Origin of the sequence: Rothia sp. HMSC065C12, assembly GCF_001812085.1 — a bacterium.
GTDB classification, from domain to species: domain Bacteria; phylum Actinomycetota; class Actinomycetes; order Actinomycetales; family Micrococcaceae; genus Rothia; species Rothia mucilaginosa.
On the sequence record NZ_KV807679.1, the window covers coordinates 125,689 to 142,289 of the forward strand.

The 16,601-nt window shown below is 61.4% G+C and carries 14 protein-coding genes; 4 read left to right on the top strand and 10 right to left on the bottom strand.

What is annotated here, in order from left to right:
- A partial coding sequence (locus HMPREF2836_RS06545) for an alpha-amylase family glycosyl hydrolase (protein ID WP_070629911.1) occupies positions 1-1,301 on the top strand: 1,301 nt, incomplete at its 5' end.
- Between the two features lie 141 nt (positions 1,302-1,442).
- Here HMPREF2836_RS06545 and HMPREF2836_RS06550 read toward each other — a convergent pair.
- Positions 1,443-2,417, bottom strand: a complete 975-nt coding sequence (locus tag HMPREF2836_RS06550; RefSeq protein ID WP_070616180.1) for an AEC family transporter — start codon at positions 2,415-2,417, stop codon at positions 1,443-1,445.
- A 294-nt stretch (positions 2,418-2,711) separates the two neighbouring features.
- Here HMPREF2836_RS06550 and HMPREF2836_RS09245 point away from each other — a divergent pair, with 294 nt between their 5' ends.
- The gene (locus tag HMPREF2836_RS09245) at positions 2,712-3,200 is read left to right on the top strand and encodes a hypothetical protein (protein ID WP_141744451.1); all 489 of its coding nucleotides are present in this window, start codon (positions 2,712-2,714) and stop codon (positions 3,198-3,200) included.
- A 205-nt stretch (positions 3,201-3,405) separates the two neighbouring features.
- On the opposite strand, the gene HMPREF2836_RS09325 is transcribed toward HMPREF2836_RS09245, so the two are convergent.
- From HMPREF2836_RS09325 to groES, 6 genes are all read right to left on the bottom strand, one after another.
- Positions 3,406-3,567, bottom strand: coding sequence for a hypothetical protein (locus HMPREF2836_RS09325; protein ID WP_160311328.1), 162 nt, complete (start codon positions 3,565-3,567; stop codon positions 3,406-3,408).
- Positions 3,568-3,768: 201 nt separating this feature from the next.
- Positions 3,769-5,361: a glutamine-hydrolyzing GMP synthase gene (guaA, locus tag HMPREF2836_RS06555; RefSeq protein ID WP_005505071.1), complete on the bottom strand. Its 1,593-nt coding sequence runs from the start codon at positions 5,359-5,361 to the stop codon at positions 3,769-3,771.
- 219 nt (positions 5,362-5,580) lie between these two features.
- Positions 5,581-6,711 carry a GuaB3 family IMP dehydrogenase-related protein gene (locus HMPREF2836_RS06560; protein WP_005505070.1) on the bottom strand — a complete coding sequence of 377 codons (1,131 nt, stop codon included), beginning with the start codon at positions 6,709-6,711 and terminating at the stop codon, positions 5,581-5,583.
- A gap of 145 nt (positions 6,712-6,856) precedes the next feature.
- On the bottom strand, positions 6,857-8,374 hold the full coding sequence (guaB, locus tag HMPREF2836_RS06565; protein ID WP_070629912.1) for an IMP dehydrogenase: 1,518 nt from the start codon (positions 8,372-8,374) through the stop codon (positions 6,857-6,859).
- Between the two features lie 309 nt (positions 8,375-8,683).
- Positions 8,684-10,270, bottom strand: a complete 1,587-nt coding sequence (groL, locus tag HMPREF2836_RS06570) for a chaperonin GroEL (protein ID WP_012903087.1) — start codon at positions 10,268-10,270, stop codon at positions 8,684-8,686.
- Positions 10,271-10,375: 105 nt separating this feature from the next.
- Entirely contained in the window at positions 10,376-10,663 is a 288-nt protein-coding gene (gene groES / locus HMPREF2836_RS06575) for a co-chaperone GroES (RefSeq protein WP_005505066.1), read from the bottom strand.
- A 226-nt stretch (positions 10,664-10,889) separates the two neighbouring features.
- On the opposite strand from groES, the gene HMPREF2836_RS06580 reads away from it, so the two are divergent.
- On the top strand, positions 10,890-12,377 hold the full coding sequence (locus tag HMPREF2836_RS06580; RefSeq protein WP_246822840.1) for a class I SAM-dependent methyltransferase: 1,488 nt from the start codon (positions 10,890-10,892) through the stop codon (positions 12,375-12,377).
- Between the two features lie 321 nt (positions 12,378-12,698).
- Positions 12,699-13,847, top strand: a complete 1,149-nt coding sequence (locus HMPREF2836_RS06585; protein WP_070629914.1) for a glutamate--cysteine ligase — start codon at positions 12,699-12,701, stop codon at positions 13,845-13,847.
- A gap of 170 nt (positions 13,848-14,017) precedes the next feature.
- Here the strand turns inward: HMPREF2836_RS06585 and tsaD are convergent, their stop codons facing one another.
- The 3 genes from tsaD to tsaB form a co-directional block, all read right to left on the bottom strand.
- Positions 14,018-15,118 carry a tRNA (adenosine(37)-N6)-threonylcarbamoyltransferase complex transferase subunit TsaD gene (gene tsaD, locus HMPREF2836_RS06590; protein ID WP_005508428.1) on the bottom strand — a complete coding sequence of 367 codons (1,101 nt, stop codon included), beginning with the start codon at positions 15,116-15,118 and terminating at the stop codon, positions 14,018-14,020.
- A 144-nt stretch (positions 15,119-15,262) separates the two neighbouring features.
- Positions 15,263-15,787, bottom strand: a complete 525-nt coding sequence (gene rimI, locus HMPREF2836_RS06595) for a ribosomal protein S18-alanine N-acetyltransferase (RefSeq protein WP_070629915.1) — start codon at positions 15,785-15,787, stop codon at positions 15,263-15,265.
- The gene (gene tsaB / locus HMPREF2836_RS06600; RefSeq protein WP_070629916.1) at positions 15,788-16,591 is read right to left on the bottom strand and encodes a tRNA (adenosine(37)-N6)-threonylcarbamoyltransferase complex dimerization subunit type 1 TsaB; all 804 of its coding nucleotides are present in this window, start codon (positions 16,589-16,591) and stop codon (positions 15,788-15,790) included.
- Positions 16,592-16,601 lie beyond the last annotated feature (10 nt).

Here is a 16,601-nt window from a genome sequence, read left to right on the forward strand (position 1 = left end):
GGGACGAGGCGACCGGCCAGTTCTACCTGCACATCTTCTTCAAGGAACAGCCCGACCTGAACTGGGAGAACGAGAAGGTTCGCGAGGACCTGTACTCCATGGTCCGCTGGTGGCTGGACAAGGGCGTTGACGGCTTCCGTCTGGACGCTATCAACATCATCTCCAAGCCCGAGGGCTTCCCGGATGACCCCTCCACCGACTTTGAGAAGCACACCTCCTCGATTCCGTTCGTCATCTCTAACGGCACCATGGTGCACCCGTGGATGAAGGAACTGACCCGCGAGACCTTCAGCCGCTACGATGTGATGACCGTGGGCGAGACCAGCGCAACCAGCCCCGAGGACGCTAAGCTGTGGGCTGGCTACCACACCGGTGAGCTGAACATGATCTTCCACTTCGATCACATGGGCGTGGATAACGACCCGAACGGCAAGCTGGGCGGCAAGTGGTCCTACGCGCCGTACAAGCTGACCGAGCTCAAGCGCATCCTGAACGACTGGCAGACCACCCTGGAGGGTAACGCTTGGGGTTCGCTGTACTGGAACAACCACGACCAGCCGCGCGTTGTCTCCCGCTTCGGTAACGATTCGGATGAGTTCCGCACCCTGTCCGCTAAGCAGCTGGCGACCACTCTGCACTTCATGCAGGGCACCCCGTACATTTACCAGGGTGAAGAGCTGGGCATGACCAACGTGAAGTTTGATTCGATTGAGGATTACCGCGATGGTGACTCGATTCGCTTCTACGAGGACATGCACGTTGACCACAAGCGTCTGAGCCACGAAGAGGCGATGCAGGCGATTTACATTAAGGGCCGCGATAACGCTCGTACCCCGGTTCAGTGGGATGCCTCCGCTAACGGTGGTTTCAGCCCCGAGGGTGTGACCCCGTGGATTGCTGTGAACCCGAACTACCCGGCGATTAACGCTGAGGCTGTTCTGGCGGATGAGGATTCGATCTTCTACCACTACCAGCAGCTGGTGGCTCTGCGCCGCGGCAAGCTGAAGGACCTGATGGTTTACGCAGCCTTCGCTCCGGTGGATTCGGTTCAGGTTCCGCACAACGAGGATGAGGCTGTGTACGCGTACACCCGTACCGGTGGTGCGGATGGCAGCCCCGCGAACGAGTCTTTGCTTGTTGTTTCGAACTTCACTGCCGAGGAGCAGGAGCGCGACTTCGCGGTACTTTCTGAGGCTCGTGAGGCTGGTGCTCGTGTTGAGCTGGTGAGCTCGAACTACAAGGACGACGCGGGTTCGACCCTGCGCCCCTACGAGGCGAAGGTGTACCACATCGTTCGCTAAGCGCTGTAGCTCGTTGAGTGCTACCGCGTGCCGATAAGGTGATAGACAACAGAAGGAGGGTGAGGCTTATGCCCCGCCCTCCTTTTGTGTTGTCTTCTGCGTGGTCTCCTGTGTTCTCCTGGCGTGCTTTCTTGGCTCTACTTAGCTGGCGAAGACGAACTGCAGGATCGGCACGGCGAGCGCTATCATTCCCACGCTGACGGCCGCCCCTGCGGCAATGACGGGGGCTGCGGTGCCTTCGTGCCGGTAGTGGGTTTCCAGAATGACGATATTAGCTGCTGGCGGCAGAACAGCCAGAAGGAAAAGCACCTGCGGATGCGCGAGCAACTGGTCAAAGTGCATGCCCGCCGTATCGTGTGCCCAGCGGGCGAGTGCCAGCACGCCGATGCTGTAGACGCTTACGAGCACGGCGCGTAGGAGCGCCCATCCGGCGGCGCGGGTCAGGTCGGCGCGGTGTAGCTTGGCGACACCGAGCCACATGCCCAGAACAATCAGTCCGATAAAGCTGAAAATCCAGGTCAGTACCCGGTAGAAACCTGCCCCGTGAACGCTCAGGAAAGAGCCGGCGGGCAGGCAGAGCAGACCCACCACCACGGCGATAACCGGCGGGCTGGTACGCAGCCCCCGCATCACCGTGTGGAGGGTTTCACCACGGCTCCTGGTGGCTCGTGTATCCGGCGCGTTGCCATCCCCTGCCCCTACATCTGTATTAGAACCGCCTCGTAGTAGCGAGGTGCCCAGAATATTACCCATGATGGAGTTGCCGATATACGCGCCGATGTAGACTCGCACGGCTTCCTCACCCCAGAACCCGGCGACCACGGGGATGCCGAAGAGTCCCGCGTTCAGATAGACGAAGGCGAGTTTCTGCACGGGGTCGCGGGTGATGCGCCCGGCGCAGAGCACTCCGAGGAGCATCAGCACCATGGTGGAGGCTGCAACGAAGAAAAGCTCAGGGCGGCTGGTGGCGACGGTGTAGATGATGACGGCGGGAATGATCCAGCGGGTCAGCAGGGCGGAGGCGCTTTCTTTCAGGCGGTTGCCCCAGTGCTCAGGTAGCAACATTGCGAGCCCGAATCCTGCCCCTAAGAAGAGGAGTGGGAGGATGATTCCCATGCTCGTTCCTTTCGCTGTTGCTGTGTCTGTGCCGTTGTTTTACGGCTATGGTCCCTGTCTAATAACCCTACCCTGAACCTTCAGGTTGAGGTTTACTGCTTTTTCGTTGTATTTTTCGAAATTTTCGCGTCATATTGCATCATATTCGCTGATGCTCTCGTTTTTTATACTGCTCGCTTCTAATCTTGAAATATAGAGAGAATATATTTTCCACCACATTCTTTCGTTCTATCACCGACACTCATTTCTTACGAGATTAGGAACTAGGCTGTTCCTTCTCCCGTGAGGCTAAATATGCAGGAGCCCGCAATGCAGCAGCCGTATCTTTCGTCCCCTCCCGAATCTGGAGGCGTCCCGCAGCGTCCGGCGCAGGTTCCCAGTCAGCATGCTGATGCCCATATTCCGTGGCGTTCTTCTTCGGCTCCCTCAACCCCTAATACTTCGAGCATGGTGGTTGAGGCTACCGTAGCTTCTGCCGCGCCCATAGCGCCTGTGAGCGGCCCCGAGCGTACGTTTAGGGTCCCGCACCCGGTGCTGAGTGCTATCTCGTGGCTGATTGCGGCTGCGAGCGCTGCATGGCTTGTCATTCTGGCTGTTTCGTTGACGATGATTGTGGCGTCGGGTCTGAGCCATGATTCTGAGTTTGTGATGCTGACCTATGGTGTGTACATGGCGTGCGCGTTTGGCTTCTGCTGTTTTGGTACGTTTTTTGCTTTGCATTTTGGGTTGGGGTCGAGCGCTCATTGGCGTGATTCGATTCGTCACCCGCATCACCCACACTAAAAAGGTTTATATCTGGGTGTAGTTTTTCGGCATGTTTTTTCGGGTATTTTCGGAATGCATTTCTTTTATTTAGACCCCGCGTTTAAAAAATAAATGAGGATTTTTTAATACGCCCCAAAACCCTTCTCCCCTTTTCTACACGACTTAATGCAAGGAGCCACCTGGCGCATCCACATTCGGATGCACCGGGCGGCTTACTTCTAAGCTAAAAGTCTGGGGCAGGGCGCTGCGAGGCAGAACGTTCCGCCACGGGGATTTCTTCAGAACAGTTTGCGTCATCTGCAAGGGCAGGAAAACTGACGAAAAACTCATAGACGGAGGATTCATACTCTTGCTTTTGAATGTGCTCGTTATCAGCTTTTAACATCTTTAGCCCCTCCTTATGCCATTAGGTTAATGCTCTGCGCATGTCAGACGAAGCATGCATAAGCACATTATATTTCGTTCATCCCTGGCATCTGCAACGTACATACTCACAAAAGGAGCCGCCCAGCGCATCCACATTCGGATGCACCGGGCGGCTCCTTCACAGGCTCCCAGCTACAAAGCTAGGTAGCCCAAAGCGGGATTACTCCCACTCAATGGTTCCCGGGGGCTTGGAGGTAACGTCCAGCACCACTCGGTTAACGTCCTTGACCTCGTTCGTAATACGGTTCGAGATCTTAGCCAGCAGGTCGTACGGCAGGCGCGACCAGTCAGCGGTCATTGCGTCTTCCGAAGAGACCGGGCGCAGAACAATCGGGTGGCCGTAAGTACGGCCGTCACCCTGAACGCCCACGGAGCGAACGCCAGCCAGCAGAACCACGGGGCACTGCCAGATGTGCTCGTCCTGACCTGCTGCGGTCAGCTCTTCACGCACGATAGCGTCAGCGGCACGCAGGGTGTCCAGGTTCTCGCGGTTAACCTCACCGACAATGCGGATGCCCAGTCCGGGGCCGGGGAACGGCTGACGTGCCACGATCTTCTCGGGAACGCCGAGCTCACGACCGATAGCGCGAACCTCGTCCTTGAACAGGGTGCGCAGCGGCTCAACCAGTTCGAAGGTCAGGTCGTCGGGAAGGCCGCCCACGTTGTGGTGGCTCTTAATGTTTGCGGTGCCGTCGCCGCCGCCGGACTCAACAACGTCCGGGTACAGGGTGCCCTGGACCAGGAACTTGATGTCTGCGCCCTCTTCGCCCGCTTCAGCGATCAGCTTGCGCTGTGCCTCTTCGAAGGAGCGGATGAACTCGCGGCCGATAGCCTTACGCTTCGCCTCAGGCTCGGTGATGCCATCGAGTGCGGAGAGGAAACGCTCCGACTCGTCGATGGTGATGACCTTGATACCCATGGATGCTGCGTAGTCCTGCTCGACCTGTTCGCGCTCGCCTTCACGGAGCAGACCGTGGTCGATGAAGAAGCAGGTGAGCTGGTCGCCAACAGCCTTGTGCACGAGTGCTGCTGCCACGGAGGAGTCAACGCCGCCGGAGAGCGCGCAGATGACGCGGTCGCTACCGACCTGCTCGCGGATCTTTGCGACCTGCTCTTCGATGATGTTGTTAGTGGACCAGGTGGGCTTCAGGCCTGCCACATTATAGAGGAAGTTCTCCAGGGCGACCTGGCCGTAGTCGGAGTGCTTCACCTCGGGGTGCCACTGCACGCCGCCGAGCTTGCGGGATTCGTCCACGAATGCTGCCACGGATGCGCCGGGGGTCTTAGCCAGCACCTCGAAGCCTTCGGGGGCTTCGGTCACGGAGTCACCGTGAGACATCCACACGTTCTGGGTGGTGGGGGTGCCGGTGAGGAAGGAGGAGTTCTCAGCGCAGACCACAGCGTCGGTTGCGCCGTATTCGCGCAGACCGGTCTGGGCGACGGTGCCGCCGAGGGTCTGGGCCATCACCTGGAAGCCGTAGCAGATACCGAAGATCGGCACGCCAGCTTCGAAGAGGGCCTTGTCGCCCTTGGGTGCGCCATCGGCGTAGACCGAGGAGGGGCCACCGGAGAGCACGATGGCTGCCGGGTTCTTGGCGAGCATCTTCTCGGTGCTCATGGAGTGGGGGACGATTTCGGAGTAGATGCCGGCTTCACGCACGCGACGAGCGATGAGCTGCGCGTACTGTGCACCGTAATCTACCACCAGGACGGGACGCTCTTCGAGCTGGTCCAGGTTCACAGAGTTGGTCACGAAAATTACCTCAACGTGTTGGTACTAATCCGCGCACTTGCGCGGGGATATATCTATTTTACGCTATTGCTGTATGCCGCCGACGGTACGTAGCCGCTCCCCCATCTGGAGGTACCGCTACATGCTCTAACGGGGGTAGAGCGTGCGTATAGAAAGCACCGCCCGGCGACCGGCAGATCACAACCTGCCAACCGCCAAGCGGTGATTCATGAAGCTACATTAGCCGCGGTACGCAGGAACCACGGTCAGATCCGCCTTCTGGAACTTCTTCAGGTCCAGGTAACCGCAGTTAGCCATTGCGCGCTTGAGCGCACCGACAATGTTGCTGGTGCCGTTCACGTGGTGCGAAGGACCGTACAGGACCTCCTCCAGGGAGCCGACAACACCCAGCGGGGTGCGCACGCCGCGCGGGAAGTCCAGCGAGTGCGCCTCGTTGCCCCAGTACCAGCCCTGGCCGGGAGCCTCGGATGCGCGAGCCAGCGGAGCGCCCAGCATGACGGCGTCAGCGCCCAGTGCGAGCGCCTTCACCATGTCACCGGAGCGACCCAGGGAACCGTCAGCGATCACGTGTACGTAGCGGCCGCCGGACTCATCCAGGTAGTCGGAACGTGCCGCAGCCACGTCGGCGATAGCGGTTGCCATCGGTGCGGAGATGCCCAGGCCCTGGCGGGTGGTCTGTGCGGAACCGCCGCCGAAGCCCACCAGCACGCCGGCTGCGCCGGTACGCATCAGGTGCTTAGCCTGCGAGTAGCCAGCAACGCCACCAACGATGACCGGAACGTCCAGCTCGTAGATGAACTTCTTCAGGTTCAGCGGCTCATGGGAGGTGGAAATGTGCTCAGCAGAGACAGACGCGCCACGGATGACGAACAGCTCAACGCCCGCCTTCACCACGGTCTCGTAGTGCTCCTGGGTGTTCTGTGGGCTCAGGGAGCCTGCAACAACCACGCCGGAGTCACGGATCTCTTCCAGGCGTGCAGTGATCAGTTCCGGCTTAATCGGCTCGGAGTAGATCTGCTGCATGCGGGTGGTTGCGGAGGCGGGGTCCGCCTCGGGCAGCTCAACAATCTCGTCGAGCAGCGGCTGCGGGTCCTCGTAGCGGGTCCACAGGCCCTCGAGGTTCAGCACGCCCAGGCCGCCCAGCTTACCCAGTGCAATAGCGGTCGCCGGGGACATGACCGAGTCCATGGGCGCACCAATGATGGGGGTGTCGAACTTGAAAGCGTCAATCTGCCAGGAGGTGTCGACGTCGCGGCGGTCGCGGGTACGGCGGGTAGGCACCAGCGCCACATCGTCCAGGGAGTAGGTGGGGCGGGCGTTCTTGGAGAGGCCAATCTGAATTTCAGACATGGGGTGAATCCTTTCGAATTCGGTTTGAGGGGTGCCGCTGGGCGTTATTCGCGCCGATGCCCGCCCGATACCTGAACGGGTATGGGGCGGGCTCAACGGCGCATGGTGTGCACACCATGCGGCGAATCATCGTTGGTGAGGCGTTTTAGCGGCGGTAGTTCGGTGCCTCAACGGTCATCATGATGTCGTGCGGGTGCGATTCCTTCAGACCTGCGGGGGTGATGCGCACGAACTGACCCTTGTACTTGAGCTCCTCGATGGTGCGGGAACCGACGTAGAACATGGTCTGGCGCAGGCCGCCTTCGAGCTGGTGAATCACTGCGGAGAGCGGGCCGCGGAAGGGAACCTGACCCTCAATACCCTCGGGAATCAGCTTCTCTTCGCTGGAGACATCAGCCTGGAAGTAGCGGTCCTTGGAGAAGGACTTGTGGCGGCCGCGGGTCTGCATTGCGCCCAGCGAACCCATGCCGCGGTATGCCTTGTACTGCTTACCGTTCATGAAGATCAGCTCACCGGGGGACTCGGTGGTACCAGCCAGCAGGGAGCCGAGCATCACGGAGTCAGCGCCTGCAACCAGTGCCTTGCCAATCTCGCCGGAGTGCTGCATACCGCCGTCAGCAATCAGCGGCACGCCTGCCGGGATTGCTGCCTTAGCGGACTCGTTGATAGCGGTCACCTGGGGAACGCCAACACCGGCGATAATGCGGGTGGTGCAGATGGAGCCGGGGCCAACGCCGACCTTCACGCCGTCAGCGCCGGCGTCGATGATCGCCTGTGCGCCCAGGCGGGTTGCAGCCTGGCCACCGATGACGTCCACGTGTGCTGCGGCGGGGTCCTTCTTCAGGCGGGCAATCATGTCGAGCACGCCCTGGGAGTGGCCGTTTGCGGTGTCCACGAACAGTGCGTCGACGCCTGCCTCGACCAGGGTCATTGCGCGCTCGTAGCCGTCACCGAAGAAGCCGATAGCGGCGCCGGCACGCAGGCGGCCATCCTCGTCCTTGGTGGCGTTGGGGTACTGCTCAGTCTTGACGAAGTCCTTGAGGGTAATCAGACCGGCGAGCTTGCCTGCGTCGTCGACCAGGGGCAGACGCTCAATCTTGTTGTTGGACAGCAGCGCGAATGCTTCGTCCTTGGTGACGCTGGGGTGCGCGGTGACCAGCGGCATAGGGGTCATGATATCGCGGACGCGAATGCCCTCGTAGTCGGAGCGGGAGATGTAGCGGATATCGCGGTTGGTGATGATACCTTCCAGCACGCCCGCTTCGCTGACGACGGGCAGACCGGAAACCTTGTAGTAGCCGCAGACCTCGTCGTATTCGGCGATGGTTGCGTCAGCACCGATGGTGACGGGGTTAATGATCATACCGGACTCGGAGCGCTTAACGCGGTCCACGTGTGCAGCCTGGTCCTCGATGGAGAGGTTGCGGTGGATAACGCCCATACCGCCCAGACGTGCCATAGCGATTGCCATAGCGGAGTCGGTCACGGTGTCCATTGCGGCGGAAATAATGGGGGTGTTCAGGGTGATGCGCTTAGACAGGCGGGTGGAGGTGTCCGCATCGGAGGGGATGACGTCGGTGTTGCCGGGCAGCAGCAGCACGTCGTCGTAGGTCAGGCCGGTGAAGCCGAAGGGATCCTCGGACAGAGCGGTGGGAATGGTCATTGTCTACCTTTCGGATGCTGGCTTCATCGGTGAGAAGCTCAGCCTATACGTTGCGTATGTCAAGATGCGGTACGACCCGTCTGCTCGCACCCCACAAGGTGGTTTGAGCGCAAACGGGAACAGCTTACCTTCTATAGTAAACCGCTAAAGGTTTCTTTGCTGAGAAGCACTCATAGTAAGAGCCCCTCAGCAGGAGGCTGTCGGCAGGTTCTAACGCTCTTTCGAACGCGAGCGCATCCGAGCCTACCGACAGCGAGTGCCCGGTACCGCCTCCATGGTGGAGGGGGCGGCACCGGGCACACACACTATTTAGTCTTCTTCAGTTTCTTCGGGCTTCTCAACCACCAGGGTCTCGGTGGTCAGCACCAGAGCCGCAATGGAGGATGCGTTCTGCAGAGCCGAACGGGTCACCTTCACCGGGTCAATCACACCGGCTTCGATGAGGTCCACGTACTCGCCGGTCTTGGCGTTGAAGCCGTGACCCACGGGCAGTTCGGAGACCTTGGAGACGATGACGTAGCCATCTTCGCCAGCGTTCTCAGCAATCCAGCGCAGCGGCTGAACCAGGGCGCGGCGAACGATCTGTACACCCACGTTTGCGTCGTGGTTGCCCAGGTCCATGCCGTCCAGTGCCTTCAGCGCGTGAACCAGTGCGGAACCGCCGCCGGAGACGATGCCCTCTTCCAGAGCGGCACGGGTGGAGGACACAGCGTCCTCGATGCGGTGCTTGCGTTCCTTCGCCTCAACCTCGGTTGCGGCACCGACCTTGATGACACCCACGCCGCCGGCGAGCTTAGCCAGGCGCTCCTTGAGCTTCTCGCGGTCCCATTCGGAATCCACGCGCTCAATTTCGCGGCGCAGCTGCTGCACGCGGTCCTCAATCGCCTCGGGGTCGCCGCCGCCGTCCACGATGGTGGTGTGGGACTTGGTGACGGTCACGCGGCGTGCCGAGCCCAGGTGCTCCAGGGTGACCTGCGGCAGGTCGATGCCGAGCTCGCCGGTCACGACGGTGCCGCCGGTCAGAATTGCCAGGTCCTGCATGATTGCCTTACGGCGGTCACCGAAACCGGGAGCCTTCAGAGCGACCACGTTGATGGTGCCGCGCAACTTGTTCACGACCAGTGCAGAGAGCGCCTCACCGTCAACGTCTTCTGCGATGATGGTCAACGGCTTCTTCGCCTGAACAATCTTCTCGAGCACGGGCATGATTTCTGCAATGGTAGAAATCTTGCCCTGGTAGAGCAGTACGAGGCTGTTCTCCAGCACTGCTTCGCCGCGCTCAGCGTCGGTGACGAAGGAGGGCGAGAGGTAGCCCTTGTCGAACTGCATACCTTCGGTGATCTCCAGCTCAATCTCGGTGGAGGAACCGTCCTCGATGGTGATAACGCCGTCCTGGCCGACCTTCTCGAAGGCGCGGGCCAGCAGCTCACCGATCTGCTCGGACTGCGCGGAGATCGCGGCAACGTGCGCCACCTCGGGGCCCTGCACGGGACGTGCGTTCTCGAGCAGGCGTGCGGAGACAGCCTCCACAGCAGCCTCAATGCCGCGCTTGACGTCGGCGGGTGCCGCGCCGCTAGTGACGTTGCGCAGGCCCTCGTTGACCAGTGCCTGTGCGAGCACGGTTGCGGTGGTGGTACCGTCACCGGCTACGTCGTTGGTCTTGGTGGCGACTTCCTTCGCCAGCTGGGCACCCAGGTTCTCGTACGGGTCGTCCAGTTCAATTTCGCGGGCAATGGACACGCCGTCATTGGTGATGACGGGTGCGCCCCACTGCTTGTCGAGCACAACGTTGCGCCCGCGCGGGCCGAGGGTTACCTTGACCGCGTTTGCCAGCTTATCGACGCCAGCCTGCAGGGACTTGCGGGCGGCATCGTTGAATTCAAGCTGCTTAGCCATGTGTTCGCTACTCCTAGTGCGTCACAGAAAGGAAAATTTGAGGGGCAGATGATAGCTCATGCGCCGTACCGGATGAGCGGTACGGCGCATGAGCATCTGAAAGTATTAGTCGACGATTGCCAGAACGTCGCGTGCGGAGAGAATCAGGTACTCTTCGCCCTGGTACTTGACCTCGGTGCCACCGTAGCGGGAGAACACGACAACGTCGCCTTCCTTGATGTCTACGGGGATGCGGTTGCCCTTCTCATCCACGCGGCCCGGGCCAACGGCGACAACGCGTGCTTCCTGCGGCTTTTCCTTCGCAGTTTCGGGGATGACCAGACCGGATGCGGTGGTCTGCTCAGCCTGCTCGATCTTGATAACGACGCGGTCTTCCAGGGGCTTGATAGCCATAATCGGTTCCTCCGGGTTGTGGATTTACGTTCAATGCGAGACAGCGGCGCAGTGGCGCGCCCGATGACTGTCTCGAGTGCTACCTCAACTCTAGTTTCACCTGTGCTTTCGGTCAAGAAAAGCGCCCCTCTGCCGGGGTGTTTCACCGCAAGGCGAACGCTGAGCAAAAAGCTGGGCAAATCAGGCTCCCCACCTGCCAAAACCGGCACCCCGTAAAATGAGGAGCATGCCTATTCCCGCATCCCCTTTTACTCCCGCCGCCGAGCTTCCGTTCAGTACCGAAGCGCTCGCGGCAGCCGATGAGCTCTACCCGCTGGGCTCGGACACGCTCAGCGCCGTTACATCTTTGCGTTCGCGAGGTTTTAGCCCCGAGGAGTCTACACAGATTATTTCGCTGGCGCAGGCTCGTACCCGTGCGCGCGCCAAATTCGGCGAGCGCGCCCGCACGCTCATGCTAACTCAGGAGGCTGCAGAGCAGGCGACCCGCCCGGTGATTGCCCACTATCGTGCTCAGCGCCTGCGCCCGGTTGCCGGCACGGTGGCTGATTTGGGTTGCGGTATTGCGTCGGATTCTGCCGTGTATGCGGCGGAGCGCGGTGCCGTGGTTGCGGTGGAGTTGGACCCGTTGACGGCTTCTTTTGCAGCGAAGAACCTTGAGTTTTGCCCGCAGGCGCGCGTGTATTCGGGGGATGTGACCGATTATGTGCACGGTGAGCTTCTGGACGCTGCCGGTGAGCCGGTGGGCATTGTGTGGATGGACCCGGCACGCCGCGAGTTGCGCGGTGCTAAGAAGGCTCAGACGGAGCGCCTTTTTGATCCGGAGGCGTTCTCTCCTCCGTTCTCGTTCGTGCTGAATCTGGCACGTACGGGCGTGCCGATGGGCGTGAAGCTGGGTCCCGGTTTTCCGCATGAGGGCATCCCCTCGCCCGAAGATATTGCGTCGGAGGCAAACCCCAACCCGCGTGTTGAGGCGGAGTGGATCCAGTCGGAGGGTTCCCTCGCCGAGTTGGTGCTCTGGTTTAACGCGCTAGCTCAGGAGGGGGTGGCTCGCACGGCAACCTCTGTGCATGAAACCTCTGTGCGCGAGCTGTCCACTGAAGAGGCTGCCCCCACCGAAGGTTCCGCCGAAGGCTCCCACGGAGGCTCCGCCGAAACCGGTGCCCTGCTGCCGCCGTACGAGGCGGTGAGCTTCCGCAGCCCCCTGACGGCGGAAGAGGCGGAGCGGAGCGTTGACGTTCCGGCATCCTTGCCGCAGCCGGGTGAATACCTGCTGGAGCCCGCCCCGGCGATTGTGCGCTCGCATCTGGTCGCTGAGTTTGCACAGAGTATTGGCGCGCATCTGCTGGATGAGCACCTGGCGTACCTGTGTTCTGCCGAGCCGGTGGAGCATCCTCTGGTTGCCTGCTATGAAGTACTGGAGGAGATTCCCCTGCAGGAGAAGCAACTGAAGCGTTGGGTGCGTGAGCAGGGCTTTACGGCGCTGACGATTAAGAAGCGTGGCGTGGATATTGTTCCGGAGCAGTTGCGTGCGCGACTACTGGGTTCTGCGGGTTCTAAGCCTTCCAAGAAGAAACAGAAAAAGAACGCTAATTCTTCTTCGGGTGTGCAGGCGGGTGCGCAGGAGTCCTCGTACCGTCCGGCAACGCTGGTCTTTACCCGCATCGGTTCGGGCAGGGATTCACGCCGCGTCGGCTGGCATGTGCGCCCGCTCTAACCTCGCCAGCCCCGGCCGCCCATCCCTAACTACCCAGCGCTGACGACCCAGCCCCGAGGACGGGTTACCGTTCGTGACGATTCGTGACATTTCCCGTTCCGGATTCTGCACTCGACAGGGCACCGGGCACCGCAAGACCGTACACTAGATACGGTGCCCGATAAAGATACTGTGCCTGATTAAAGATACGCGGCCTAGTAGAGGCACTCCCCCAAGGAGCCGGCTCCCACCGGCTAGCGCACAGCCGGGTAGAGCCCACCGATAATAACTTCCATAGTCGGCACCATGCACGACCCTATTTCCAGACGCAGGAAAGGCAATATGATCGACTTTGCTACCTCCCCGCAGTCCACTCTCGGCGTGGAATGGGAGATTGCGCTCATCGACCGTGAAAGCGGCGCACTGACCCAGCGCGCCAGCGAGGTGCTATCCATCCTGCGCGAGCGCCGCCCCGAACTGCTTGAGCCCGCCTCCGACCGGGCGCATGTGACCGGCGAATTCCTGGAGAACACCCTCGAAGTGGTGACCGGCATCTGCCACACCGTCGCTGAGGCGTGCCGTCAGCTGCAGGATTTAGCGGATACCCTGCGTGACATCACCGATGAGCTCGGCATTGAGTTCTACCCCGCCGGCACTCACCCCTTCTCCCACTGGGCTGACCAGCCGGTCGTGGCGAAGGAACGCTACCAGCGTGTGGTCGAGCGCGCCCAGTATTGGGGCCGCCACATGGTCATTTACGGTGTGCACGTGCACGTGGGTGTTGACTCCCGCGATAAGGTTCTGCCGCTCATTGACGCGCTGACCAACTACGGGCCGCATCTGCTGGCGCTTTCGTGTTCTTCCCCCTACTGGGATGGAATCGATACCGGTTACGCTTCGCACCGCACCCAGCTTTACCAGCAGCTGCCCACGAACGGTCTGCCCTTCCACTTTGATACTTGGGAGCAGTACAGCGAGTACTTGGAGTCACTCGTGGCGACCGACGTGATTAACGATCCGAGCGAGGACCGTTGGGATGTTCGCCCGGTTCCGCGTTACGGCACCATTGAGATGCGCTATTGCGATGGCCTCGCCTCCCTGCCGGATGTTGCGGCGATCGTGGCGTTCACGCAGTGCCTGGTAGAGTACTTCTCCCGCCAGATTGAGGCGGGTGAAAGCATTGAGGTGCTCGCCCCCTGGCACGCGCAGGAGAATAAGTGGCGCGTCGCCCGCTACGGCCTGGAGGCTAAGATCGTGGTCTCTAACGAGCCGGTGCAGCGTACCCTGCGTGAAGATTTTGAGCTGCTTCTGCCCAAGCTGGAGCCGGTAGCACGCGACCTTGACTGCGAGGTAGAGCTGGCGCAGGTGCGTCGCATCCTCGCCGAGGGTACGGGTGCGGATCGTCAGCGTGCGGTCTTTGAGAAGACCGGCTCTCTGCGTGAGGTGGCGCTGGATGTTGCCGCGCAGTCTCGTGCGCGAGCGCTGCGTTAGAGCCGCTCCCCCGCCCCCCCCGTAACTAAAGTTTGAATACAGAAAATGCCTCGGCGCAGTCCTTTGTGAGACTGTGCCGAGGCATTTCTATGAGCATTTTCGAGGCGAGCCGCATCAACGGGCTCGCGCTAATAATCCCTGCGGAAGTAGCTATTTCAGAGGCAGCCCGCCTAGAAACAGACCGTGGTCACCGGCAGCGAGGAGTCCGTCGTGAAGTCCACGCCCGAGGGCTCACGACCGGCGGCGACCAGGCGAGCACCCAGCGCCGCAACCATCGCGCCGTTATCGGTGCACAGGGTGAACTTCGGGATAATCAGGCGCACCCCCTCGGAGGCGCATCGGGCGGCAAGCAGCTCACGCAGGCGCGAGTTAGCCGCCACGCCACCGCCGAGCAGCAGGGTCTTCATGCCCTGCTCGCGGCAGGCAAGCATCGCCTTCTTGGTGATGACGTCCACGACCGCCTCCTGGAAGGACGCGGCGATATCGGCAACCGGGACCTCTTCACCGGCCGCTTCAAAGCTTTCAATCACGCGCGCCACGGCGGTCTTCAGACCGGAGAAGGAGAAATCGTAGCGGTGTGCGCCGGGCTCCTCGGCGGTGCCCATGAACTTGCGGTTCGACAGACCGCGCGGGAACACGAAGGCGTTGCGGTTACCCTCGGCGGCGGCGCGGTCAATCGCGGGGCCGCCCGGGTAGTCCAGGCCGAGCAGTCGGGCGACCTTGTCGTAGGCCTCGCCTGCGGCATCGTCGAGGGTCGCGCCGAGCAGGCGCACATCGGAGGTAATGTCTCGCACCTGCAGGATTTCGGTGTGACCGCCAGAGACCAGCAGCGCACCCAGACCACCGGAACCGGCATTCGCCAGCAGGTCGGAGCCGTCTTCGGTGCCGTTGTCCTCCAGCAGGCCAACGCCAACGTGGGCGACCAGGTGGTTAATGCCGTAGAGGGGCTTGCCGGTGGCAATAGCGAGCGCCTTCGCCGCGGAGACACCCACCATGAGTGCGCCCGCCAGGCCGGGGCCAGCGGTGACGGCGATAGCGTCCACCTGATCGAGGGTGATGTCCGCTTCGGCAAGTGCCGCCTTGAGGGCGGGGATCATGGCGTCCAGGTGAGCTCGGGAGGCGATTTCGGGGATCACGCCGCCGAAGCGCACGTGCTCTTCCATGGAGGAGGAGATGGTGTTGCTGAGCAGCTGTGCACCGCGCACAATGCCGATACCGGTCTCATCGCAGGAGGATTCGATGCCCAGAACGAGGGGTTCGCGAGTGCTCATAGTCTATCTTTCTGTTGCGCTGTCTGCGCGTAGTGCTTCTAGTTGCAGTGATATAAGGATGCTGTGATGTAGGGATGCCGCGGCATAGAGGGCAGCGGATACTCGCCCCTATCGCATGGGTTGCCGTTTAGCCCAACGGAGCATTTAGAACGTACATTCCATAATGATGGCGTCGGTTCCGTCATCGTAGTAGCCGCGACGTACGTGAATCGCACGGTAGCCGTTGCGTTCGTAGAGGCGCTGGGCGCGCGGATTGTCGGCACGCACCTCCAGCAGGATGCGCTCGGCCCCCTGCTCGCGGGCACGCTCGTGCATCTGCTCAAGCATGGCGCGGCCGAAGCCGTGGCCCTCATATTCGGGGAGCACGCCGATGGTTTGAACGTCGGCAGTGTCGGCTACGACCATGGTTCCGCAGTAGCCGATAGCGCGCCAGCCGCCCTCGTTATCTTCCGAACCTTCTGCAGGTAATTCGAGCATGTAGTAGGTGCGGGTCGGGTGGGTCAGCTCTTCGAGGAACATGTCGATGTGCCAGGCGTCGGCGGGAAACAGGGTGGTTTCCATGCGGTGCATGGCCTGCACGTCGGCAAGTTCAGCAACGCGCAGGCGGGCGCCCATAGCCAGGTTACTCAGTGCCAGGTCGTCTCGCACGATATTGTCGGTAGCGCTCATTTAGCTCTCCTTCTGCGCGGCGGCCTGCGCGGCCTGCTTCTGCTGGCGGGCGAGCATTGCGGCGGGGACCTTTGCGTCCGAGTCGCGCAGGTACTGGGCGGAGGTGTCCTCGCTCAGGTTCTCTACGCCCAGGCGCGCCGCGGCGGCAACCAGGTACTCGGCGTGCGGGTGAACCTCGCGGGCAGAATCGACGATGGTCCAGCCGTGCTCTTCGAGAGCCTCGGCGTACAGGCCAGCACCGTAGCCGTAGGCGTAGGAGGGAGCCCCACCGGGCAGAATTTCGGAGGCGGGGCATACGTTCGGGCCGTCCACCAGGCTGTAGCCTTCGGCATTCACGCGGTAGCGGGCGGAGTAGACTTCGCGGCGGCGCGCGTCGGAGAGTACGAGCAGCTCAGCATCTTCTACAAGCTCAGCACTTTCAGCAGAGGCGAACGCTCGTTCTGCATTCTCTTCACCGGCAACCACGCCAGACACAGCACGCTCAGCCAGCGCGGTCAGGCTCATCATGCCGTACACCGGCACCGACCAGGCAAAACCCAGAGCGCGCGCAGTAACGATACCGGCGCGAAGACCCGTAAAAGGTCCCGGACCGGTACCGGTCAGAATCGCATCCAAATCTTCGCCGCGCACGCCAGCGTCCTGCAGGGCCGCCTGCGCGTATGGGCCCATCACCTCGGCGTGGGAGCGGGTATCTTCACTCTCGTAGCGGGCGAGGATTTCGAAGGACGCACCGGCTTCGGAGCCGTGCACACGGGCGAGCGCCACAGATGCGGTGGCGGATGAATCAAGGGCAAGTACTAGCACCCTATCATTC

What these genes read in the sequence shown, in the direction of transcription:
- HMPREF2836_RS09245 (WP_141744451.1), top strand. Translation starts at nt 2,712, where the DNA reads ATGCAGGAGCCCGCAATGCAGCAGCCGTATCTTTCGTCCCCTCCCGAA.
- groL (WP_012903087.1), bottom strand. Translation starts at nt 10,270, where the DNA reads ATGGCTAAGCAGCTTGAATTCAACGATGCCGCCCGCAAGTCCCTGCAG.
- HMPREF2836_RS06580 (WP_246822840.1), top strand. Translation starts at nt 10,890, where the DNA reads ATGCCTATTCCCGCATCCCCTTTTACTCCCGCCGCCGAGCTTCCGTTC.
- rimI (WP_070629915.1), bottom strand. Translation starts at nt 15,787, where the DNA reads ATGAGCGCTACCGACAATATCGTGCGAGACGACCTGGCACTGAGTAAC.
- HMPREF2836_RS06560 (WP_005505070.1), bottom strand. Translation starts at nt 6,711, where the DNA reads ATGTCTGAAATTCAGATTGGCCTCTCCAAGAACGCCCGCCCCACCTAC.
- tsaD (WP_005508428.1), bottom strand. Translation starts at nt 15,118, where the DNA reads ATGAGCACTCGCGAACCCCTCGTTCTGGGCATCGAATCCTCCTGCGAT.
- HMPREF2836_RS06585 (WP_070629914.1), top strand. Translation starts at nt 12,699, where the DNA reads ATGATCGACTTTGCTACCTCCCCGCAGTCCACTCTCGGCGTGGAATGG.
- guaB (WP_070629912.1), bottom strand. Translation starts at nt 8,374, where the DNA reads ATGACCATTCCCACCGCTCTGTCCGAGGATCCCTTCGGCTTCACCGGC.
- groES (WP_005505066.1), bottom strand. Translation starts at nt 10,663, where the DNA reads ATGGCTATCAAGCCCCTGGAAGACCGCGTCGTTATCAAGATCGAGCAG.
- HMPREF2836_RS09325 (WP_160311328.1), bottom strand. Translation starts at nt 3,567, where the DNA reads ATGTTAAAAGCTGATAACGAGCACATTCAAAAGCAAGAGTATGAATCC.
- HMPREF2836_RS06550 (WP_070616180.1), bottom strand. Translation starts at nt 2,417, where the DNA reads ATGGGAATCATCCTCCCACTCCTCTTCTTAGGGGCAGGATTCGGGCTC.